This window comes from Gordonia sp. CPCC 205515, from assembly GCF_048537925.1.
Classification (GTDB): domain Bacteria; phylum Actinomycetota; class Actinomycetes; order Mycobacteriales; family Mycobacteriaceae; genus Gordonia.
On record NZ_JBCLVJ010000007.1, the window covers coordinates 577975 to 596815 of the forward strand.

Annotated in this window: 19 protein-coding genes; 14 read left to right on the forward strand and 5 right to left on the reverse strand. The window is 64.7% G+C overall.

Annotated elements, in window-relative coordinates; genetic code table 11:
- Positions 1 to 18: 18 nt before the first annotated feature.
- Complete coding sequence (locus AAFP30_RS11790; RefSeq protein ID WP_419230092.1) at positions 19 to 1431, reverse strand: NAD(P)/FAD-dependent oxidoreductase; 1413 nt, start codon at positions 1429 to 1431, stop codon at positions 19 to 21.
- A gap of 148 nt (positions 1432 to 1579) precedes the next feature.
- Between AAFP30_RS11790 and AAFP30_RS11795 the strand changes: the two genes are divergently transcribed.
- Complete coding sequence (locus AAFP30_RS11795; RefSeq protein ID WP_419230093.1) at positions 1580 to 2056, forward strand: Lrp/AsnC family transcriptional regulator; 477 nt, start codon at positions 1580 to 1582, stop codon at positions 2054 to 2056.
- Here the strand turns inward: AAFP30_RS11795 and AAFP30_RS11800 are convergent.
- Positions 2020 to 2766 carry a TetR/AcrR family transcriptional regulator gene (locus AAFP30_RS11800; protein ID WP_419230094.1) on the reverse strand — a complete coding sequence of 249 codons (747 nt, stop codon included), beginning with the start codon at positions 2764 to 2766 and terminating at the stop codon, positions 2020 to 2022. The two genes, AAFP30_RS11795 and AAFP30_RS11800, sit on opposite strands and share 37 nt — an antisense overlap.
- A 173-nt stretch (positions 2767 to 2939) precedes the next feature.
- Between AAFP30_RS11800 and AAFP30_RS11805 the strand changes: the two genes are divergently transcribed.
- Together AAFP30_RS11805 and AAFP30_RS11810 are read left to right on the forward strand one after the other, a co-directional pair.
- Positions 2940 to 4481 carry an APC family permease gene (locus tag AAFP30_RS11805; RefSeq protein WP_419230095.1) on the forward strand — a complete coding sequence of 514 codons (1542 nt, stop codon included), beginning with the start codon at positions 2940 to 2942 and terminating at the stop codon, positions 4479 to 4481.
- Between the two features lie 26 nt (positions 4482 to 4507).
- Positions 4508 to 6154: an amidohydrolase gene (locus AAFP30_RS11810; protein ID WP_419230096.1), complete on the forward strand. Its 1647-nt coding sequence runs from the start codon at positions 4508 to 4510 to the stop codon at positions 6152 to 6154.
- Between the two features lie 7 nt (positions 6155 to 6161).
- On the opposite strand, the gene AAFP30_RS11815 is transcribed toward AAFP30_RS11810, so the two are convergent.
- Positions 6162 to 7289, reverse strand: a complete 1128-nt coding sequence (locus tag AAFP30_RS11815; protein ID WP_419230097.1) for a nitronate monooxygenase — start codon at positions 7287 to 7289, stop codon at positions 6162 to 6164.
- 128 nt (positions 7290 to 7417) lie between these two features.
- Between AAFP30_RS11815 and AAFP30_RS11820 the strand changes: the two genes are divergently transcribed.
- The 6 genes from AAFP30_RS11820 to AAFP30_RS11845 all read left to right on the forward strand — a co-directional run bounded on the left by AAFP30_RS11820 (position 7418) and on the right by AAFP30_RS11845 (position 13639).
- Positions 7418 to 8422, forward strand: a complete 1005-nt coding sequence (locus AAFP30_RS11820) for an alpha/beta hydrolase (protein ID WP_419230098.1) — start codon at positions 7418 to 7420, stop codon at positions 8420 to 8422.
- 91 nt (positions 8423 to 8513) lie between these two features.
- Positions 8514 to 10172, forward strand: a complete 1659-nt coding sequence (locus tag AAFP30_RS11825) for a CotH kinase family protein (protein ID WP_419230099.1) — start codon at positions 8514 to 8516, stop codon at positions 10170 to 10172.
- Between the two features lie 125 nt (positions 10173 to 10297).
- Positions 10298 to 11659, forward strand: coding sequence for a flavin monoamine oxidase family protein (locus tag AAFP30_RS11830; protein ID WP_419230100.1), 1362 nt, complete (start codon positions 10298 to 10300; stop codon positions 11657 to 11659).
- 126 nt (positions 11660 to 11785) lie between these two features.
- Positions 11786 to 12433, forward strand: coding sequence for a TetR/AcrR family transcriptional regulator (locus AAFP30_RS11835; protein WP_419230101.1), 648 nt, complete (start codon positions 11786 to 11788; stop codon positions 12431 to 12433).
- A gap of 10 nt (positions 12434 to 12443) precedes the next feature.
- On the forward strand, positions 12444 to 13154 hold the full coding sequence (locus tag AAFP30_RS11840) for a hemerythrin domain-containing protein (RefSeq protein WP_419230102.1): 711 nt from the start codon (positions 12444 to 12446) through the stop codon (positions 13152 to 13154).
- Positions 13154 to 13639 (forward strand): SRPBCC family protein, encoded by a 486-nt coding sequence (locus tag AAFP30_RS11845; protein WP_419230103.1) that lies wholly within the window; start codon positions 13154 to 13156, stop codon positions 13637 to 13639. The genes AAFP30_RS11840 and AAFP30_RS11845 overlap by 1 nt, the downstream gene beginning before the upstream one ends.
- A 50-nt stretch (positions 13640 to 13689) precedes the next feature.
- Here the strand turns inward: AAFP30_RS11845 and AAFP30_RS11850 are convergent, their stop codons facing one another.
- On the reverse strand, positions 13690 to 15279 hold the full coding sequence (locus tag AAFP30_RS11850) for a DUF222 domain-containing protein (RefSeq protein WP_419230104.1): 1590 nt from the start codon (positions 15277 to 15279) through the stop codon (positions 13690 to 13692).
- Positions 15280 to 15619: 340 nt separating this feature from the next.
- Between AAFP30_RS11850 and AAFP30_RS11855 the strand changes: the two genes are divergently transcribed.
- Positions 15620 to 16435: a DUF1206 domain-containing protein gene (locus AAFP30_RS11855; RefSeq protein WP_419230106.1), complete on the forward strand. Its 816-nt coding sequence runs from the start codon at positions 15620 to 15622 to the stop codon at positions 16433 to 16435.
- 64 nt (positions 16436 to 16499) lie between these two features.
- Here AAFP30_RS11855 and AAFP30_RS11860 read toward each other — a convergent pair whose 3' ends face one another.
- A complete protein-coding gene (locus tag AAFP30_RS11860; RefSeq protein ID WP_419230107.1) occupies positions 16500 to 17162 on the reverse strand; it encodes a hypothetical protein in 663 nt (220 codons plus the stop codon).
- A 163-nt stretch (positions 17163 to 17325) separates the two neighbouring features.
- On the opposite strand from AAFP30_RS11860, the gene AAFP30_RS11865 reads away from it, so the two are divergent.
- The 4 genes from AAFP30_RS11865 to AAFP30_RS11880 all read left to right on the forward strand — a co-directional run bounded on the left by AAFP30_RS11865 (position 17326) and on the right by AAFP30_RS11880 (position 18830).
- Positions 17326 to 17721 (forward strand): DUF2255 family protein, encoded by a 396-nt coding sequence (locus tag AAFP30_RS11865; protein ID WP_419230108.1) that lies wholly within the window; start codon positions 17326 to 17328, stop codon positions 17719 to 17721.
- A gap of 97 nt (positions 17722 to 17818) precedes the next feature.
- Complete coding sequence (locus AAFP30_RS11870) at positions 17819 to 18028, forward strand: hypothetical protein (protein WP_419230109.1); 210 nt, start codon at positions 17819 to 17821, stop codon at positions 18026 to 18028.
- Between the two features lie 6 nt (positions 18029 to 18034).
- Positions 18035 to 18367, forward strand: a complete 333-nt coding sequence (locus AAFP30_RS11875; RefSeq protein WP_419230110.1) for a VOC family protein — start codon at positions 18035 to 18037, stop codon at positions 18365 to 18367.
- 22 nt (positions 18368 to 18389) lie between these two features.
- A complete protein-coding gene (locus AAFP30_RS11880; protein ID WP_419230111.1) occupies positions 18390 to 18830 on the forward strand; it encodes a VOC family protein in 441 nt (146 codons plus the stop codon).
- The last annotated feature ends 11 nt before the right edge of the window (positions 18831 to 18841 follow it).

Genomic DNA, 18841 nt, shown 5'->3' on the forward strand with positions numbered 1-18841 from the left:
CGGCCAACGGCCCACAACTCAGGAATCGAAGCCCAACCCCACCGCGTCCATGGCCTTCAGGAACACATTGCGCCGCCCCTCGGCGTGATCGGCGCGATCGAGCGACCAGCGGGTGAGGTTGATACCGATCGACGCCAGGGGCTCGGGCGGGAACGGCAGCGGCCGCTTGCGCACCATTTCCAGTTCGGTGCGTTCGGTCTGCTCGCCGGCAAGGAGGTCGAGCATGACGTCGGAGGCGAACCGGGTTGCGGCGACGCCGAGTCCGGTGAAGCCCGTCGCGTAGGCCACCTTACCGGTCATCGCGGTGCCGAAGAAGGCGCAGAACTGGGTGGAGGTGTCGATGGCGCCACCCCATTTGTGGCTGAACCGAATCCCTTCCAGTTGCGGGAAGGTGGTGAAGAAGTGGCTCGCGAGTCGTCGGGTGGTCTCGGTGTTGTGCTCATACCGGCGCTTCATCTTGCGCCCGAAGTGATAGATCGCGTCGTAGCCACCGAAGACGATGCGGTTGTCTGCGGTCAGCCGGTAGTAGTGGAACTGGTTGGCGAGGTCACTGATCCCTTGTCGCTGTTGCCATCCGATCTCCGCAAGCTGCTCCTCTGACAGTGGTTCGGTGGCGAGCACATGGTCGTAGACAGGTACGGTCATCAACCGGTTGCGCTTGAGCAACGACGGAAAAACATTGGTGCCCAATGCAACACGATCAGCGGTGACCACCCCCGCGTCGGTGTGCACCCGCACCCGCGAACCCTCGTTCTCCAGTCGGGTGACCTGTGATGCCTCGAAGATCGTCACGCCCAACTTGCTGACCGTGCGCGCGAGTTCCACGGCAAGCCTGGCCGGGTGAATCAGCATGTTGCCGCGTCGATCCCAGGTTCCGGCGAGGTAGGTCGGCGAGTTGACCTGCGCTCGGATGCCGGCCTCGTCGAAGTATTCGTCTCCGGAGTCGCTCCCCTCCGCGAGCCAGGCGACCTGGTGCGGTTCGACCGCGACGCTGAGCGCGCCGGTGCGCTCGAGGTCAGCCTTGATGCCGTAACGCGCAACGGTGTCCTCGATGTCATCGAGGTTCTGCTGCCCCATCCGCTCGAGGGCCGGCATTTCGTCGGGCCAGCGCGCCATCCCGTTCTCCCGACCGTGCGTCAGGCTGGCCTCGCAGAATCCGCCGTTGCGGCCCGACGCCGCCCATCCGACCCGATGACCTTCGAGCAGCACAACCCGCAGGTCGGGCTGACGTTCCACCGCCCGTAGCGCCGTCCACAGTCCGGTGTATCCACCCCCGACGACCACGAGGTCGGCCTCGACCTCGCCGTGCAGTGAGTCGTAGCGATCGCGCTCGACGTCGTCGATCCAGAACACCCGGTCGTCAGTGTGGGCAAGCGAATGATTGATGACATTGGCGTCGGCGGGTCGACGCTCGAAGACTGTGGTGTGCATTTTCCTGTCTCGTTTCCGATTTCGCCACCAGTCTGCCACAGATATTGCTGATTCATCAATGAACTGGCCCAGTAGTTGCTGATTCGGCAGACAACTACTCTCGCAGTTGCCCGCAGAGCTCCACGGACTACCCGGTAGCCTCAAGCGCGTGGAACCGACCAGCGACTTCGACGACGTGGATCGCCGCATCATCGCGGCTCTTCAGGTCGACGGCCGGCGCACGTTCTCCAGCCTCGCCGACGAACTGGGCATCCCGGCGTCGTCGGTGCGCTACCGGACCAAACGGCTCGAGGACTCCGGCACCCTCCAGGTGGTCGGCATCGCCAATCCACTGTCGATCGGCTTCGACCGTCTCGCGATGATCGGGGTCTCCGTCCGACCCGGGCGGGCCCGAGAAGTCTGTAAGGCATTGGCGGCCATGCCCGAAACGAGCTACGTCGTCATGACCAGCGGTCGATTCGACGTCATGGTCGAGGTCATCTGCCGCGACATTCCGCACTTCGTCGAGGTTGTCGAGCACGGGATCGGCGGACTGGACGACGTCGTGTCCACCGAATCCCTGTTCGTGCTCGAGGTGCACAAACTTGCCTACGGCTGGGGCGTTCCCGGCGTCGACGACGACTGACCGGACCCAGCGCTGCGGCTGCGCTCCAGCAACACCTCCGCGCCGTCGAGCATGAGTTCGAGAGCCACCGGGTACGCGCTGCGCTCGCCGATCGCCACCAGTTGTGCGGAGACCGCGGAAATATTCGGGTACTCCGCCTCCGGTAGTTGCGCATACACCGATGCCCACTTCTCCAGATCGGCCTCGCGCGCCTCCGGCGGCAACGCCATCTCCGCCCCATCGAGGGCGGCGAACGCCAGCATCTGATCCACCATCGCGCGATAGAGCTTGGTCGCCAACGCATCGGAGAATCCGGCCGCCCGCAGCACCCCGATGATGCGCTCCACGATGGCGGTCTCGTGCGGTCGTCCGGTGACCCGACTGGCCGCCAGCACCGCAACGTGCGGATCGGCGACGTACGCGGCATGCACCTGCAGTCCGAACGCGCGCAGATTTGCCTTCCAGTCACCGGTGACGCGCAGGTCTCCCATCGTTCGGTCGATAAGGCGGTCCGCGATCGCCAGTCTCAGGTCGTCCACGCTGGGGAAATACCGGTAGAGCGCGCTCGCGTCGGCGCCCAGCGCGAGACCGAGCCGGCGCGCGGAGAGCCCCTCGCTGCCATGCAGTCGCAATAGTCGGATCGCGGTATCCACGATCAGTTCGTGAGTGAGCACGACGCCGGACTTGGTGGGTTTACGACGACGTCCGCTGTTCGGTGATCGACCCGACACCGCGACCTCCCTTTGACGAACTCTGATCAGGACGCGAGCTTATGTCAACACCCTTTACGTAAACGGCGGATCCGGTGTTTTCTGTCACAGACCCGCGGTCACGGGCATCGACGCCCCTCAGCATCCACTCCGCGCCGACGCATTCGGCAGCAGCACCTACGGAAGACACGATCATGACACCACTCGATTCGAGCGACGGCGGACCTTCGCAGCCCACTCTGGCCCGCCGCCTCGGTACCGCCGACGGCCTGGCCATCGCGGCCTCCAGCACCGCCATCACGACCACCGTCGGGGTGGGCCTCGGAGCCATCGCGACCATCGTCGGCATCCAGATGCCGATCCTGCTGGTCCTCGCGTTCCTGCCCATCATCGGCATCGCCATCGGCTACGCAACGCTGAACAAGGTCGAGAGCAACTGCGGCAACAGCTACGTCTGGGTCGGACAGACATTGAGCCCCTGGCTCGGCTTCCTCTCCGGTTGGTTCCAGATGGTGAGCGTGCTGATCTTCCTGACCTACACCACCGCCATCGCCGGTTCGGCCATCATCCAACTCCTCGACATGGCGCACGTCTCGTCGGTCCTGGGGGTCACCCTGGACGCGAACTCGACATTGCAGACCACCGTTCTGGGCCTACTGATCCTGGTGCCACTGACCATCACCGCGATCCGCGGGATCGATGTCGCCGCGCGCCTGCAGAAGTACCTGCTCGCTTTCGAATACACCGTCCTGGTTGGCTTCTGTCTGTACGGCGTGTTCGCCGGTGGTCAGCCCTTCTCCTGGGCATGGTTCAATCCGTTTGCGATGCAATCGTTTACCGTTCTCGCCCAGGGCTTGGTGGTCGCGGTGTTCTGCTATTGGGGCTTCGAGGCCGCGTTCAGCGTCAACGAGGAGGTCCGCGACCCCAAGGACGCATCACGCGCCGGGCTGCTCACCGTGATCCTCGCGCTCGGACTCTTCGTGCTGGCGGCGATCGCCTTCCAGCGCGTCATCCCGCACGACGAACTGACCACCTCCGGCACTGCCGGGCTCGCGTCCTTCGGCAGCATGCTCGCCGACGAACCGCTCGCCGCCCTCCCGGTGATAGCCCTGACCCTGTCGGTCGTGGCATCGATCCAGGCCACCCTGATCCCCAGCGCCCGCTTCCTCTACGCCATGGGCCGCGACCGCACCCTCGGGCCGGTCTGGACCAAACTCCATCCGCGGTTCGGCACCCCCGCCCTGGCCACCGTCTGCTTCGCCGTTCTCGCCGGCACCCTTGCTCTGATCGCCGTGATCATCCCCAAACTGAGCGACCTCATCCTCGCCGGCGTCAACTCCGTCGGATTCGTCGTCGCACTGTGGTACGGGCTGACCGGCGTCGCGTCCGCCGTCCGCTTCCGCAGCACCCTGCGCAACCAGCCAGGAAAAGCCATTGGTGCCGTGATCATTCCACTCCTGAGTAGCGCAATCCTGTTCACGCTCAGCGGATACCTGGCGTGGACGTGGATCAACTCGACCGACCACTTTGAACTCGTCCCGAACAACGGATGGTTCCTGATCTCCATCCCGACCCTGATGGTCGGCTCCGGCCTCGTCATGGCCGCCGTCGCCAAGTGGGGGCGCAAGTCCCCGTACTTCGTGTCCGGACGCGGCACCGACGCCGACGCCACCACCCTGACCGACGGCCCCGACACCCCCAACGCAATCATCACTTCCGCCGAACTACCGGCCTGACCATCACACCAACCGGAGAACCAACCATGCACGCCACCAATACCTTTGCCGACACCGTCTTCCACAACGGACCCGTCCTCACGATGGACTCGGCACGCAGTCGGACCACGGCCGTCGCCGTGCGCGACGGACGCATCGTCGCCCTCGGATCTGACGCATCGGACCTGATCGGTCCGGAGACCGAGGTCGTGGATCTGCACGGCCGCCTGCTGATCCCGGGATTCCAGGACGCCCACGTCCATCCGGTGGCCGCGGGACTCGAACTGGCCCAATGCAATCTGACCGAGTGCCGCGACGCCGAGTCGACCCTGACCGCCATCGCCGAATACGCTCTGGCCCACCCGGGTGCGGAATGGATCAGCGGCGGCGGTTGGTCATTGGAGGCCTTCCCGGGTGGTCTGCCGACCGCAGAGATGGCCGATCACGTGGTCCCCGCCCGCCCGATGTACCTGCCAAACCGGGATCATCATGGTGCATGGGTCAATTCGCGGGCGCTCGAGCTCGCCGGTATCGACCGCGACACACCCGATCCCGAGGGTGGACGCATCGAGCGCGATGCACAGGGCACTCCGACGGGCATGCTGCAGGAGTCGGCCATGGATCTGGTCGCGGACCTGATGCCTACACCCAGCACCGAGCAGATGATCGACGCTCTCCTGCTGGCGCAGGAACACTTGCACTCGCAGGGCATCACCGCTTGGCAGGATGCGATGGTCGGACCCGGGGCGTCACTGCCCGACAGTTGCGACGCATATGCCACCATCGCCGGCGATGGCCGGCTGACCGCCCGGGTCCGCGCCGCCCAGTGGTGGGATCGCACCCGCGGCGCCGAGCAGATCGACGAAATGATCAGCCGCCGCGATCGATTGACCATCGGCCGACTATCCGCCGGGTCGGTGAAGCTGATGGTCGACGGGATCGCCGAATCCCAGACCGCAGCGCTGCTCGAACCGTATCTGAGCCCGTGCGGCTGTCAGGGTCACAATCGCGGCACGACCTTCATCGAGCCGACCGACCTGGCCAAGTACGTCACCGAGCTCGACGCTGCCGGCTTCCAGACGCATTTCCACGCCCTGGGCGACCGAGCTGTCCGCGACGCATTGGACGCCATCGAGATGGCGCGGCGCACCAACGGCTTCCGCGACACCCGCCCGCACCTGGCGCACATCCAAATCATCGATCCCGCCGACATTGCACGCTTCCGCGACCTCGGCGCCACCGCCAACATGCAGCCGCTGTGGGCTGCTCATGAACCGCAGATGGACGAGCTGACGATCCCGGTCCTCGGCGACGAACGAGCGGCCCATCAGTACCCGTTCGGCGATCTCCTACGATCCGGCGCCACGCTGGCCGCCGGCAGCGACTGGCCGGTCAGCAGCGCCAATCCGTTGGACGGTATTCACGTGGCGGTCAACCGACGCGGGCCCGACAGTGCCGCAGACGATCCGGTGTTCCTCCCCCAGCAGCGGCTCGACCTCACCACGGCGATCGCCGCCTACACCGCCGGATCGGCGTACGTGAACCACCTCGACGAGACCGGAGCCATCCGCATCGGCTACTACGCGGATCTCGTTGTGCTCGATCGTGATCCGTTCACCTTCGACCCGGGTGCGATCGCCGATACCCGAGTCTCGGCAACCTACGTCAACGGAAAGTGCGTATACCGCGCATAGTGCGTGATCACACTGTCGAGGACGCCAGGCTCTCCAGATGGCTGGTGGCGTCGATGTATTCCTGTACCCACCGTTCGATCACCGCGGAGGTCTTCTCCACCTTCTCGAACTGCCCGACGACCTGACCGACCGGGTTGAAGGCGACATCGACGCTCTCGTCGGGATACTTGTGCGTCGCGGCAACGGCCATCCCGGACACCATGTACTGCAACGGCATTCCCAGCGGATCGGGGTTGCTGGGGTTCTCCCAGGCCTCGGTCCAGTCGTTGCGGAGCATGCGGCATGGCTTGCCGGTGAACGATCGGCTGCGCACGGTGTCGCGGCTGCTCGCGTTGACGTAGGCGGACTGTTGGCGCGGCGTGTTCTCAGCCTCTTCGACCATCAGCCACTGCGAACCGCTCCACGCACCCTGGGTGCCGAGCGCCAGCGCCGCCGCGATCTGCTGCCCGCTGCCGATGCCACCGGCCGCCAGAACGGGAACCGGCGCAACCTCTTTCACCACCTGCGGCCACAGCACGATGGAGCCGACCTCGCCGCAGTGTCCGCCGCCTTCGCCGCCCTGGGCGATGATGATGTCCACCCCGGCGTCGGCGTGCTTGCGGGCCTGCTTGGGTGATCCGCACAACGCGGCGACCTTGCGGCCCGCCGCATGAATCTTCTCGATCATGTCCACCGGCGGTGTGCCGAGTGCGTTCGCGATCAGGCTCACCTGGGGATGCTGCAGCGCGATCTCGACCTGCGGGGTCGCGGTGGCCTCGGTCCATCCGAGTAGCTGCAGCGAGTTGTCGTCGTCCTCATTGAGCGGCACGCCGTGGTCGCGCAGGAGTTTCCGTCCGAAGTCCAGGGTTTCCGCAGGCACCATGGACTGGAGCATCTTGGTGAGCTCCTCGGTCGACATCTCGGCGTCCATGCCCTCGTACTTGTTGGGGATGACGATGTCGACGCCGTACGGCCGGTCGCCGATGTGCTCATCGATCCAGTTGAGTTCGATCTCCAACTGCTCGGGCGTGAACCCGACCGCTCCGAGGACGCCGAAGCCACCGGCCTTACTGACCGCGACCACGACGTCGCGGCAGTGGGTGAAGGCGAAGATCGGGAACTCGATACCGAGTTCGTCGCAGATCGGGGTGCGCATAGGAGTCTCCTCGATGCCGTCAGGGCAGAATTAGAACGTGTTCTAATCTTGATACCGCACCCGCCGGTCACCGGCAAGTGGCTACCCTTCTCGTTGATGCGATAACAGCTCGATCGGGGGACGAGAACATGCTTGGGAACTTCGCCACACGACGCGCGGTGGTGACGGCTGCGACCGTGGTCGCGAGCCTGCTGTCGTTGGCCGGCATCGGCAGCGCACAGGCCGCACCGACCACGCCGCAGACGACCGCAGCGGCGGATACCTACGTCGCCACCACCTGCCAGAATCGGCCCGTCCAGGTGCCGGTGCGCTGGTACTTCCCGGCCGGGAACCCGTCGGGCCTGGTCTGGCTGCAGCACGGCTTCATGCGATCGGCGACCAACCTCGATGGCCTGGCCACGGCGTATGCGAAGCAAGGTCTGCTTGTGGCCAGCACCAGCGTGGAGTCGATCAGTCCGTCGGGCTGCGGGGTGGCCTACAACCTCGCCGACAACACGGCCTTCATCGCGACGATGGCCTCGGTGTTCGGGCACGGCACCGATCCGGGCAGCGCTTTGTCGCAGAGCCTGCGACGAGCCGAGCATTCGACCGGTCGGACGGACGTCGCGATACCGAAGGCGATGGTGTTCTCCGGACATTCGGCCGGCGGCGAGTTCGTGCTGACCGCCGCGAATGCCCTGCGTCGGACCGACCCCGTCGACTACCGCAGACTGTCCGGCCTCATGCTGATCGATCCGGTGAACTCCTTCATCGGCAACAACTTTCATACCGCCGCTGTCGATCTGGGCCGGGCGGGGCTACCGATCCGGGTCATCTCGTCGCCGCCGTCGATTTCCAACGTCGGTGGCCAAGGCACCCACTGGCTGGAACAGACGACCCGCCAGCGATTTCTCGGCGCACAACTGACCACCGGTGTCCACATCGACGTCGAGGGCGCCGACACCGACATCCTCGGCATCGCGTCAGAACTCGCGGTGCCCCGTCCCCGCAACGGTCGGGTGATCCGGACCCTCGCCCCGCACTGGACGGCCGACCTCGTCGATCGTCATCCGACGGTGGCCTACTACCCGGGCGGTCGGTACTACGATCTGCTGCTGCGCACCAACACCGTGACCACCCTTCCCGTCGGATAACCGCCGGAATTCGAGTAGACGACTACTCGCGCCCAGCGCGCGCATTGTCGGGATCGTTGCCCTATCGACGGTGACGATCCCGGGAGATGTGATGACCGCACAGCAACAACAGGCCATGGACTCGTTGTACGCGCTCGACAACATCGTCACCGTGCGGATCACCATGCCGCCGGGCGAGTGGGACGCGGTGCGCAACGAACAGCCGAGAGGCGGGCGATGCAACTTCGATTGGCGCGACGGCGCCCGCTACACCTGGCGCACGGCAACCAAGGTCGAGATATCCGGTACCAGATTCCCGCCCAGGACCACGTTCACCAAGGTGGGTATCAAGAAGAAGTCGTTCTGCGGATCGATCAACAGCAACAAGCCGTGCCTGCACATCGATTTCGGGAAAGACAACAAACCGAATCGACCGCTGATCGAGGCGCTGATCGGGACACGATACCTGACGCTGAACAACTCGATCCAGGACGCATCGTATGTGCGGCAACCGCTGGGCTACAAGCTGTTCGAGCTGTCCGGACTACCGCACTCGCGGTGCAACTTCGCGCGGGTCTTTGTCAACGGGACCCCGATCGGGCAGGGCCTGCCGGGCGTCAACAGTCCAGGGGTGTTCGTCAACGCCGAACCCATCATGCCGCGCTACATCGAGCGAAACTTTCAGCACACCAAGGGAAATCTGTACGAAATCGAGCACACCGACGACTTCTCCAGCAGCAGAATCGATTTCATCGGCGTAGAGTCACTCTCGGAGTTCGACGACAAGGCCGACCTGCGGTTGGCCATCGACCACCTCAGAGCCCACGGGATCGATGGTGCGGCAGAGGTGTTCGACCTCGACCAGTTCATCCGGCTGTACGCCATGGAGTTCTTCCTCAAGCATTGGGATGGCTACAGCCGCAACACCAACAACACCTACGTCTACAACAACGTCGACGCCGTGCACACCCCGGGCATCGACAATGTACATTTCGCGATGATCCCCTGGGGCATTGATCAGACCCTCCAACCCGACCGTCACTTCCTTCTCGGCACCGAAGGACGACTGGCGAAGCTCGTGCGCAGCGATCCGACCCGGCGTGCCCAAGTCCTGGAGCAGATACGCATCTACCGCAGTGGCATTTTCGGCCGCAAGTCCCAAGACGCGGTGCTGATCCCGATGCTCGAGGAGATGCGCGCGACCTTGTCCGGGCTGGGAGTGCCGAACCTGCCCGTCGAAGTCGGCATCGTGCGGAAACAGTTGCGGCTGGCCATGTCTGCGGGCTACCTGGCCGGCGGGGTCGATTCCGCCGATAGCCTGTACATCCGAGACGACGCCACGAACGACTGTATGCACGTGTCGTCGCAACCCATCCCCCTCGACGTGCCGACGCCGACCAACTTCGAGGTGACCCACCGACCCCGACTCGCCGCCGAGGAGGACACTGATCTGTGGACCCTCCCCGCCCTCGGCGACGGACAGTCGATCGTCAACAAGGCATCCGGGAAAATTCTCCATGCGAGCACCAATCTCAATTCGGGTCCGGGACACAAGTTGCTGTACGCGGGAGCCGGCGACAACACCGGTCACGCCGACGAGTTCCGTGTCGAGCCGCTCGACGCTGACCCGCAGAACTTCTCGCACAGTGGTTATTTCAGCCTGGTCAGCGTCCGCACGGGGCTGCGCGCCCGTTTCGGTGCCGACGCCACCGCGTCCGGAGCACCGCGCGTACATCAGGAAGCCCAAGGTTCGAAGCTCTTCCTCTCGTAGCCGAGCGCCCCAACCGCCGGTTGAGCAAGCCCGGCGACGAAGGAGCCGTGCGCCCCAACCGCCGGTTGAGCAAGCCCGGCGACGAAGGAGCCGTGCGCGTCGAAACCCACCGCTACACTGCCCACATGAGCGCTTCGGCCACCACCGACTCCTCCACACGATTCGACACCCTCATCGTCGGCGCGGGGGTCGCCGGTCTCACCGCCGCGCGCTTGCTGACACGTCACGGACAGCGCGTCCTGGTCCTCGAGGCCCGCGATCGCATTGGTGGTCGCGTCCATACCGACCGCGCGTACGGCCAGATCACCGACCTGGGCGCGTCGTGGATTCATGGCATCAACAACGCGCCGCTACACCAGGTCACTCAGGCTCTCGGTATGCGCGACGTCGAATTCACGGTCGGCAGTTACCAGCCCGACAGTGCACCGATTGCCTACTACGACCCCGCGGGAGTGCGGTTGAGTGACGACCAGGTCGCGGCCTACGCCGACGACATCGCCGCATTCGACCGGGCACTCACCCAGACCATCGCCGGCGCCGCACCCGCCACCAGCTACGGATCGGTCGTCGAACACACACTGACACAACTTGATTGGGACACCGAGCGCCGCGACCGCGTCCGCGAGTTCCTGCAGCACCGTACGGAGGAACAGTACGGCGTGTGGATCGACGACCTCGACGCGCACGGCCTCGACGACGACCAGACCGATGGCGACGAAGTCGTGTTCCCCGATGGCTACGACCACCTCGCCACGTCTCTGGCCAAGGGACTTGATATCCGATTGCAGCACACCGTTACTCGCGTGCAGTGGACTGGCGGCAGCGCGTCGGTGGCGACTGCCGAGGCGTCCTTCTCCGCGGAGAGGGTGATCCTGACGGTGCCGGTGGGCGTCCTCAAAGATGGGACGATCGACGTCGATCCGCCACTGCCAGAACCCCTTTCCTGCGCGTTGGAGCGTCTGGAGATGAATGCGTTCGAGAAGGTTTTCCTGAGATTTGCCACCAAATTCTGGGACACAGACGTGTACGCGATCCGACGGCAGGGAGCTGCCGGACGGTGGTGGCATTCCTGGTATGACCTGACCCATCTCAGCGGCGAACCCACCCTGCTCACTTTCGCCGCCGGACCGTGCGCACGCGAGGTACGCGAGTGGACCGACGACCAGATCGCCGACTCGGTCCTTGACGCCTTGGCGGAGATCTACGACGACGTCGAGGAACCCACTCGCATCGATGTAACCCACTGGCAGGATGATCCGTTCGCAGGCGGTTCCTACGCCTACATGACAGTGGGATCGACCACCGCCGACCACGACGCGTTGGCCACACCGGTCGGCGATGGCGTCCTCCACATCGCCGGTGAAGCGACGTGGACCGACGACCCGGCAACCGTCACCGCAGCCCTCCTCTCCGGTCACCGCGCGGCCGAGAACGTGCTGGGTCGGTCGGTGTCGCTGAGCGACTTGACCGATCGACGCGCAGACTGACGGCACCGCGTCCGCCGGCAGGACCGGAAGTGGTCGGTCGTTGAACACGGTCAGACCTGTAATACGAATATTCTAATTCGCCAGATCGCCCTTGTATTGAAAACAGTCTCGTTCCACAATGGAGTGGTGACCACCAACGAACACCAGGCGGAACACAGCACCCCGAGGCCGCGGAGGTACAACTCGACACTGCGACAGCGCCGGGCCGAGGAGACAAGGGAGCGCATCATCAATGCGGCCACCGAGTTGTTCGCGCAGCGGGGGTGGTCGGTCGGCATGCGAGAGATTGCCGCCGAAGCCGGCGTCGCATTCGACACGGTGTACGCCACATTCAAGTCCAAGTCACGATTGCTCAACGAGGTGCTCGACGTCGGCGTCGTCGGCGATACCCGGCCGATCGCACTCGCCGACCGGCCCGAGTTCGCCGCGCTCGCGACCGGAACCCTTCGGGAACGAGCGGCCGCCGGTGCCGCACTGACCACCGCCGTCAATGTCCGAACCACCGGCCTACGACGTGCGCTCGCCGAAGGTGCTGCGTCGGATCCCGACCTGGCGTTGCGGCTTGATGCCGGGCGGCGTGCACAACGCCGAGATGTGTATGAGGCCGGAGCGGCTATCGCCGGCCGCGAACTCACCCCCGACGAGGGTGACGGACTCTGGGCGGTGGTCACCATGGAGGTCTACGACCTGCTGACGACCAACGCCGGCTGGAGTGCCAAACGCTACGAAAAGTGGCTCACCGAAATGATTCTCAAGTTATTGACCATAGAGTAGAGGAGCGGTCATGACTGTCGAACCGCACCACATCGCCGACACCCGGAGCATGGGGATCGTCCACAGCGCCCTGCGCCGCGACCTGCGGCGGTCGCGCATCGTCCTGGAGACGCCGCCCGAATTGACCGGCCGACGACGTCGAGCGCTCGCCGATCACCTTCAGTGGATGATCGGGTTTCTACACAACCACCACTCCGGTGAGGATCGGGGCCTGTGGCCGCTCATTCGATCCAAGAACCCCTCCGCCGCAGAACTTCTCGATCAGATGGAAGCCGACCACCAACGAATCGCACAGGCACTTGAGGTCCTGCAGGATGCCGCGACTCGGTACCGGACACAAGACGCCGACCGCTGCGAACTCCTGGCTGCGCTGTCGACAGTCGAGACGGAGTTGCTGCCCCACCTCGAGCGCGAGGAGCGGGAGATGCTGCCGATCGTCGCGAGGACAATCACCACTGCGGAGTACCGCGCTGTCGAAGACGAGTACTTCGTCAAACACAAGGGTTTCGTCGAGCTGGGTCTCGAGGGACATTGGGTGATCGACGGCGTCTCCCTGGAGGACCGTTCGGTCATGCTGAGCGTTGTGCCTCCCATTCCGCGCTGGATTCTGCTCAACGGATTCGCGCGGCGGTACCGTCGGCGGCGAGATCTGCTGTGGGGCAACGGACCTGCTGCCGATGTGCGATCGATCAGTCTGTCCAGAGTCGAGGGGGGTTCGTGATGATCGGCAGGCTGGCACGACACAATCGCACCGAGGTTCTCCTGGATGCACCGGCGGAAGCACTGTGGCACATACTCGTTGATGTCACTCGGGTTGGCGAGTGGAGCCACGAGTGCCGTGGTGCCCGGTGGACCGGCCCCGACACCCACGCAGCACCGGGTGTGCGATTTCGCGGCACCAATCGCTCCGGCCGACTCACCTGGCTGCGCACCTGCGAGTTCACCGTAGTCGAGCCACCGCGGACAATTGGTTGGAAGACGTTGGGACTCTTGGGGAAGATCGACCGCACCGACTGGCGAATCGAACTCACGCCGACCCCGACAGGAACTCGTGTCGTACAAACGTACGATGTTACGTATGTCGCTCCTGGCTTCGATCGTATCTATTGGGTTCTCGTCAAAGCCCACAGGGATCGACGCGATGCGCTCACCGATGATCTCCGCCGCCTGGGCGAGTTGGCCGTCCATCAAGTTGCGAGCAGCTAGCCACGAGATACCCGGTACCCCAGACTGATTCACCGAGAGCCGAGGGGTTCTCAGAATGGCGCCTCGGGTCCTTCGTTGTGCCGCTTCCGGTTGCGACTCCTCTCCGCCCGGCGTCGGGCATGTTTGTTCGCCGTCCGACTGCGGGTGCGTGTCGGGCGTTCCTGATCCGGGGCGTCGGTGGCCGGCGGGGCCTGGGGTGAGGCGGTGTAACGGATGCGCCGTAGGCCGGGGAAGAGTTCCTCCATCGTTTCAGCCTCACCCGGGATCACCAAACCCTCGGGAGTGACTGTCTCCGTGCGCAATTGACCGTCCTCGTCGCGCCACTGATCGTCCAACCAGCCCGAGAACGTCTTCAACAAATGCCACGGCCGACACTTCGGATTCATGTTCTCCGACGACGTTTGCCCAGCCGCGCCCGGATTCTCATGATCGAACTCGCAGACGTGGTCGCCATCGCACTCCCAGGCACTCTTCGTGCAGCCCGGTTCACTGCACACCCCGTGGCGGATGCGGATGAACGCGTCCAGCGAGGTGGTCGGCCGGTACGGATCCGAGGCCAGTGATCCGGGCAGCGTGTAAGTGCCGTCCGGGTTCATCGGCGTGTCCGGCGGGATCAGCGGTGCGATCCGCGCATCCGGGCGGGCGGCGAGCTCGCGGACGTGTTCGTCGTCGATCACCCCGTGCCCGTCGAGGTAGCCGGGATTGTTGGTCTGGCCCTCGAGGGTGGCTTCGTCGCAGACGACGTGGATGACGAACTTCGGGGCGATCGGCACCAGCGCCTTCGACGGAGCGTCTTCGATGCCGTCGGTGGCAGCGTCGTCGAGAGTCAGTACGGTGACCGCGCAATCGTCGCGCCCGCACTCACACGCGAAGTCGCTGTCGGTCAGCAACGCGAACTCCAGATCCGACTCCCGCTGCGGCTTGGTGCGCCCATCGTGCTCACACACCCTCGCGGCGGCCGTCGCCGCGAGACTCGCGTAGGCCAGACGCGCGTTCTCCGCCGACATCACTGCGGTCAACTCGGCGGTGCCATCGCGGCGGTTCTCCACCCAGACACCGCGTTTGTCGATGGCGTCCTTGCGGCGTTCGCGCACCGCATCGGGGTCGTGCCGGAAGATGATGCGGTCCACCATATTCCGCAGGGCCTTGGTGGAGAACGTGCCCTTCCGCAACCGTCGAGCGATCTCCGCATCCACCTCGGGCGCATAGGATTGGCCGTCGATCAGATCGGTGTCGACGATGATCTGCTGAGCCTGCCGCTGAGAGATCACTCCGTCGCCGAGGCATTCGAACACATCGGGTAACCGGTCGCGCAGCACGACAGCTTCGTTCAACAGCACTTCGGCCTGGTGGCGGGTCATCGCCCGTGTCTGCGCGATGCGGGTCGCGGCGTCGGCAAAACCGTCGACGACGAATCCGTCGGTGTCCTCACGCGGCGCGACGTACCGGTCGTACACCACCTGGGCCGTCCGATAGTCGCAGTACGCCAGGTAGGAGTGACCGCGATCCAAATCGGTCATCCCGAGCAGCAGGTCGTTGATCGGCGCCTCATCGGCGTCGGCGGGATCGATTCCGCCGAGGAAGGCAGCCGGCAACCCACGCCACACGGGCGTCTGGGGTGAGTCGGCTGTCGAAGACACGCGCGCGACCTTTCAGAGATACGGACATGGCTGCAGGACACCCACATTCATCTCTGATGCGACCCCTCCAACCTGGGGTCGCGGCGCTTCGTTTGCTTTCTCTTCCTGCTACCAAGAACATACCTCGGGGGTACGACAAGTTTGTTTCTCGCGTTGCCCTTCGACACGCTCACGGGTCCTGAGCAAGCGAGCTTGCGAGCGCGACGAAGGGCGGCTGGCGCCTCGCGGGCTGCTCAGGGAGCGGAAGGGGCGCTCGCGGAGTTCGGCATCGTCAATTGAACACAGTGACGCTCCGCATCTGGTACGGGTGAAGGGACCGCGACTTCTTGGGAGTGATCCGATGACCAACACCAATCCGGCCGACGCCGTACGGCAAGCCACCGACAGCGATTGGTTCGAGCGGTTCGCTCGTGCGGGTCACGTGGTGAGCGGACTGTTGCACCTGTTGATCGCCTACATCATTGTGCGACTGGCCTTCGGCGACGCCGGGAACGCCGATCAGTCCGGTGCGCTGGCCATTTTCGCGTCGACCCCCGGCGGCCGGATCGCACTGTGGGTCGCCGTGGTGGCGTTCGTCGCGATGGCGTTGTGGCGTGCTGCGGAGATGATCACCGGACCACACCCCGCCGATCCCCGGCCCGATGACGATGACGACTGGTTCCACCGCGGCAAGGCGGCCGCGCTCACCGTCGTCTATCTGGCGTTCGCCTGGTCGGCTGCGCAGTTCGCGCTGGGACACGGCAAGTCGAGCGGCCAGCAGAACGCTGGTCTGAGTGCACAGTTGATGGGCTCGACGCTGGGCAAGCTGGTGTTGATCATCGCCGGAGGGGTGATCGTCGCCGTGGGCGGTTACCACGTGTACAAGGGCGCGTCGCAGAAGTTCTTCAAGGATCTCAAGATCGATGGCGACAACCCCACCGTCAAGATCAGCGGGATGGTCGGCTATGTGGCGAAGGGTGTGGTGTTGGCCGGCGCAGGCATCTTGGTGATCGTCGCCGCGCTGACAGCCGACCCGTCCAAGGCCACCGGCGTCGACGGTGCGGTGAAAACCGTCGCCGGGTGGCCGGCCGGTCAGTTCCTATTGATCCTCGCAGCCCTCGGTCTGGCCGCCTACGGCGTGTATTGCTTTGTGATGGCACGGTACGCACGTATGTAGTCGGCCCGTCCACCGAATGACGATCGGCCCGTCCATGGACGGGCCGATCGTGTGAGAGGGTGTACTACTTGCTCTTCTTCGGCGGAGCGTTCAGCAACTGGATGAACGGTCCGACGTTGGCGGCGACCGCACCGAGGCCACCGATCGCGGTGCCCGCCAGCGATGCTCCCGAACCGAGAAGCAGTGCGCCACCGACGCAACCGGCGAGCGGGCCGGCCCCGAACAGTAGTACCGCAGGCGCGGAAACCACTCCGGCGGCCACCGCGCCGAGAAGACATCCGCCGACCAAACCGGCTGCCGCACCGATGAATCCACCGATGGCTGCGGTCAGGGTGATGTTGTCCTTCACCCCGGCAACCGCTGCCGACAGATCGGCCTTGTGGGCCACCGGCTGGAAACGCGCGAGCAACGGGTTCGTGTCGATGTGCAGGTTTGCGCTGCGGCCGTTCACTTGGGCGACCACCGGATGGGTGAAGTCGTCGATCGCGGCGACAAGCGGAACCGACTCCACGACAGCACCTTTGGCGTCGCGTAGCATCAGCTTGCCGTTGGCCTGAGAGAAGGTTCCGGTGTCAGTGGTGACGACGACCGACGCACCGTGGCGCACCACGTTCCAGTGTGTGGCGGTCTTTGCGGTCGGCTGCGGAGCGGCGTTGGCGGTGCCTACCGCAATCCCCATGGACGCGATCAGCATGACCGCAATCGCCAAGAGTCTGTTGAGCTTCATCTGTTCTGTGTTCCCCTCGAGATCCCGGATGCCGGGCTGAATGTGTTTCGCGCTCAACGTAGGGAGAGCAGCGGAGCGCATCACCAACTTTGAGGGCGTCGAGAATGCACAAACGGTGAACAGCGGATCGCATCGCGACAAATGCGACACTAGACTGTCCGAAATGACCTCCTGGACAGTAGAAATGGTTGCTGCGCTCAACCAGTCCGACGAGCTCGAGATTGCCGCGCGACGATCGGACGGCACCCTCACGCGTTTCGTGCCCATCTGGGTGGTGTGCGTCGACGACGACGTCTATGTCCGCACTTGGCATCGACGGGAGACGGGGTGGTATGGCCGGGCGGTACAGACACGGGAGGCACAGGTTCGGCTGGGTAGCAACAACATCGACGTGGCCGTCAGCACGGATACCGATGACGCGCTACGCCCACGCGTCGATGCAGCCTACCGAGAGAAGTACAGCCGCTACGGGACCGGCACGGTTGATCGGATGGTGAACGATTCGGCGGCACAGACCACGCTCCGCCTCACCCCCGGAAAGCGCGTTACCACTCTGTGACCACGACGACGTTCCGGCAACAGCTCGCACGGTCCGGCACAGCACCATCACGCGCGACCGTAGCGTCGGTGTGGACGCACCGAACCAAGGAGGAATCGTGGCACAGTACCGAGTCATCGACTCACGCGGAGACGTCGTGGCGGAGAAGGAGTTCACCGATTCTCCCAGCGCCTACGACTGGTTCAAGACCGAGCAGGCGCCCAGCGACGAACTCGGCATGGCCATGCAGGTGTGGGAGGGCGACGAGTGGAAGAACTTCGACATCACCGACGGCGGAACGAATCCCGGTCCGGCCGACGACGCGTGACGGGCCATGGACATTTTTGCCGGCGTCCCGGTGAGCAGCCTGCCGCGTGCCGTCGACTGGTTCGATCGACTGCTCGGCGACGTCGAGTCCTACCACCCCAACGACATCGAGCGGATCTGGACGTTGATCGCTCACGACCACGTGTATGTCGTGGTGGCGCCCGACGACGCCGGGCACGGGCGGCTGACGCTGTTCGTCGACGATCTCGACGGGTTCCTCAGCTCCGCCGCGGAGCGTAACGTGGTTCCGGAATCGCAGGAGACGTACAAGAACGGTGTGCGCAAAGCTGTGTTTCGCGATCCGGACGGCAACGAGATAGGTGTCGGCGGCAAGGGCTGAACCACTACTCAGGGAGCATGTCATGACCACACCGGATCGTCGCCCACCGGCCACCACTGGCCTCAACCACTTCTCGGCGACGGTGCGCGACCTCGAGCGATCCGTCGAGTGGTATATGAAAGTGCTCGGGCTACAACGTCTTCCGGTCGAGTTCCCACACTACGGCGACGAGCAGGGTGGGTACGCCGTCTTGCTCGTCGACCCCTCCAACGGCTTTCTCATCGGCCTGCACCATCACGAATCACACCAGGGTGACGCGTTCGACGAGAGCCGCACCGGTCTGGACCACCTGGCGTGGGGTGTCGAGAGCCGAGCGGCGCTGGACGAGTGGGCGGGCTGGCTCGACGAAGTGGGCGTCGAGCACTCCGGGGTCATCGACGTCACCGAGCCGATGCCGTACTCGGTGGTGGTGTTCCGGGACCCGGACAACATTCAGCTCGAACTCGTGCACGCTGCGGTGTAAGCAGACCGACG

Excerpts from the sequence above, each read along its gene's own strand:
- AAFP30_RS11830 (WP_419230100.1), top strand. The coding sequence starts at position 10,298 with ATGAGCGCTTCGGCCACCACCGACTCCTCCACACGATTCGACACCCTC.
- AAFP30_RS11845 (WP_419230103.1), top strand. The coding sequence starts at position 13,154 with ATGATCGGCAGGCTGGCACGACACAATCGCACCGAGGTTCTCCTGGAT.
- AAFP30_RS11820 (WP_419230098.1), top strand. The coding sequence starts at position 7,418 with ATGCTTGGGAACTTCGCCACACGACGCGCGGTGGTGACGGCTGCGACC.
- AAFP30_RS11805 (WP_419230095.1), top strand. The coding sequence starts at position 2,940 with ATGACACCACTCGATTCGAGCGACGGCGGACCTTCGCAGCCCACTCTG.
- AAFP30_RS11815 (WP_419230097.1), bottom strand. The coding sequence starts at position 7,289 with ATGCGCACCCCGATCTGCGACGAACTCGGTATCGAGTTCCCGATCTTC.
- AAFP30_RS11880 (WP_419230111.1), top strand. The coding sequence starts at position 18,390 with ATGACCACACCGGATCGTCGCCCACCGGCCACCACTGGCCTCAACCAC.
- AAFP30_RS11810 (WP_419230096.1), top strand. The coding sequence starts at position 4,508 with ATGCACGCCACCAATACCTTTGCCGACACCGTCTTCCACAACGGACCC.
- AAFP30_RS11875 (WP_419230110.1), top strand. The coding sequence starts at position 18,035 with ATGGACATTTTTGCCGGCGTCCCGGTGAGCAGCCTGCCGCGTGCCGTC.
- AAFP30_RS11860 (WP_419230107.1), bottom strand. The coding sequence starts at position 17,162 with ATGAAGCTCAACAGACTCTTGGCGATTGCGGTCATGCTGATCGCGTCC.
- AAFP30_RS11790 (WP_419230092.1), bottom strand. The coding sequence starts at position 1,431 with ATGCACACCACAGTCTTCGAGCGTCGACCCGCCGACGCCAATGTCATC.
- AAFP30_RS11865 (WP_419230108.1), top strand. The coding sequence starts at position 17,326 with ATGACCTCCTGGACAGTAGAAATGGTTGCTGCGCTCAACCAGTCCGAC.
- AAFP30_RS11825 (WP_419230099.1), top strand. The coding sequence starts at position 8,514 with ATGACCGCACAGCAACAACAGGCCATGGACTCGTTGTACGCGCTCGAC.
- AAFP30_RS11840 (WP_419230102.1), top strand. The coding sequence starts at position 12,444 with ATGACTGTCGAACCGCACCACATCGCCGACACCCGGAGCATGGGGATC.
- AAFP30_RS11855 (WP_419230106.1), top strand. The coding sequence starts at position 15,620 with ATGACCAACACCAATCCGGCCGACGCCGTACGGCAAGCCACCGACAGC.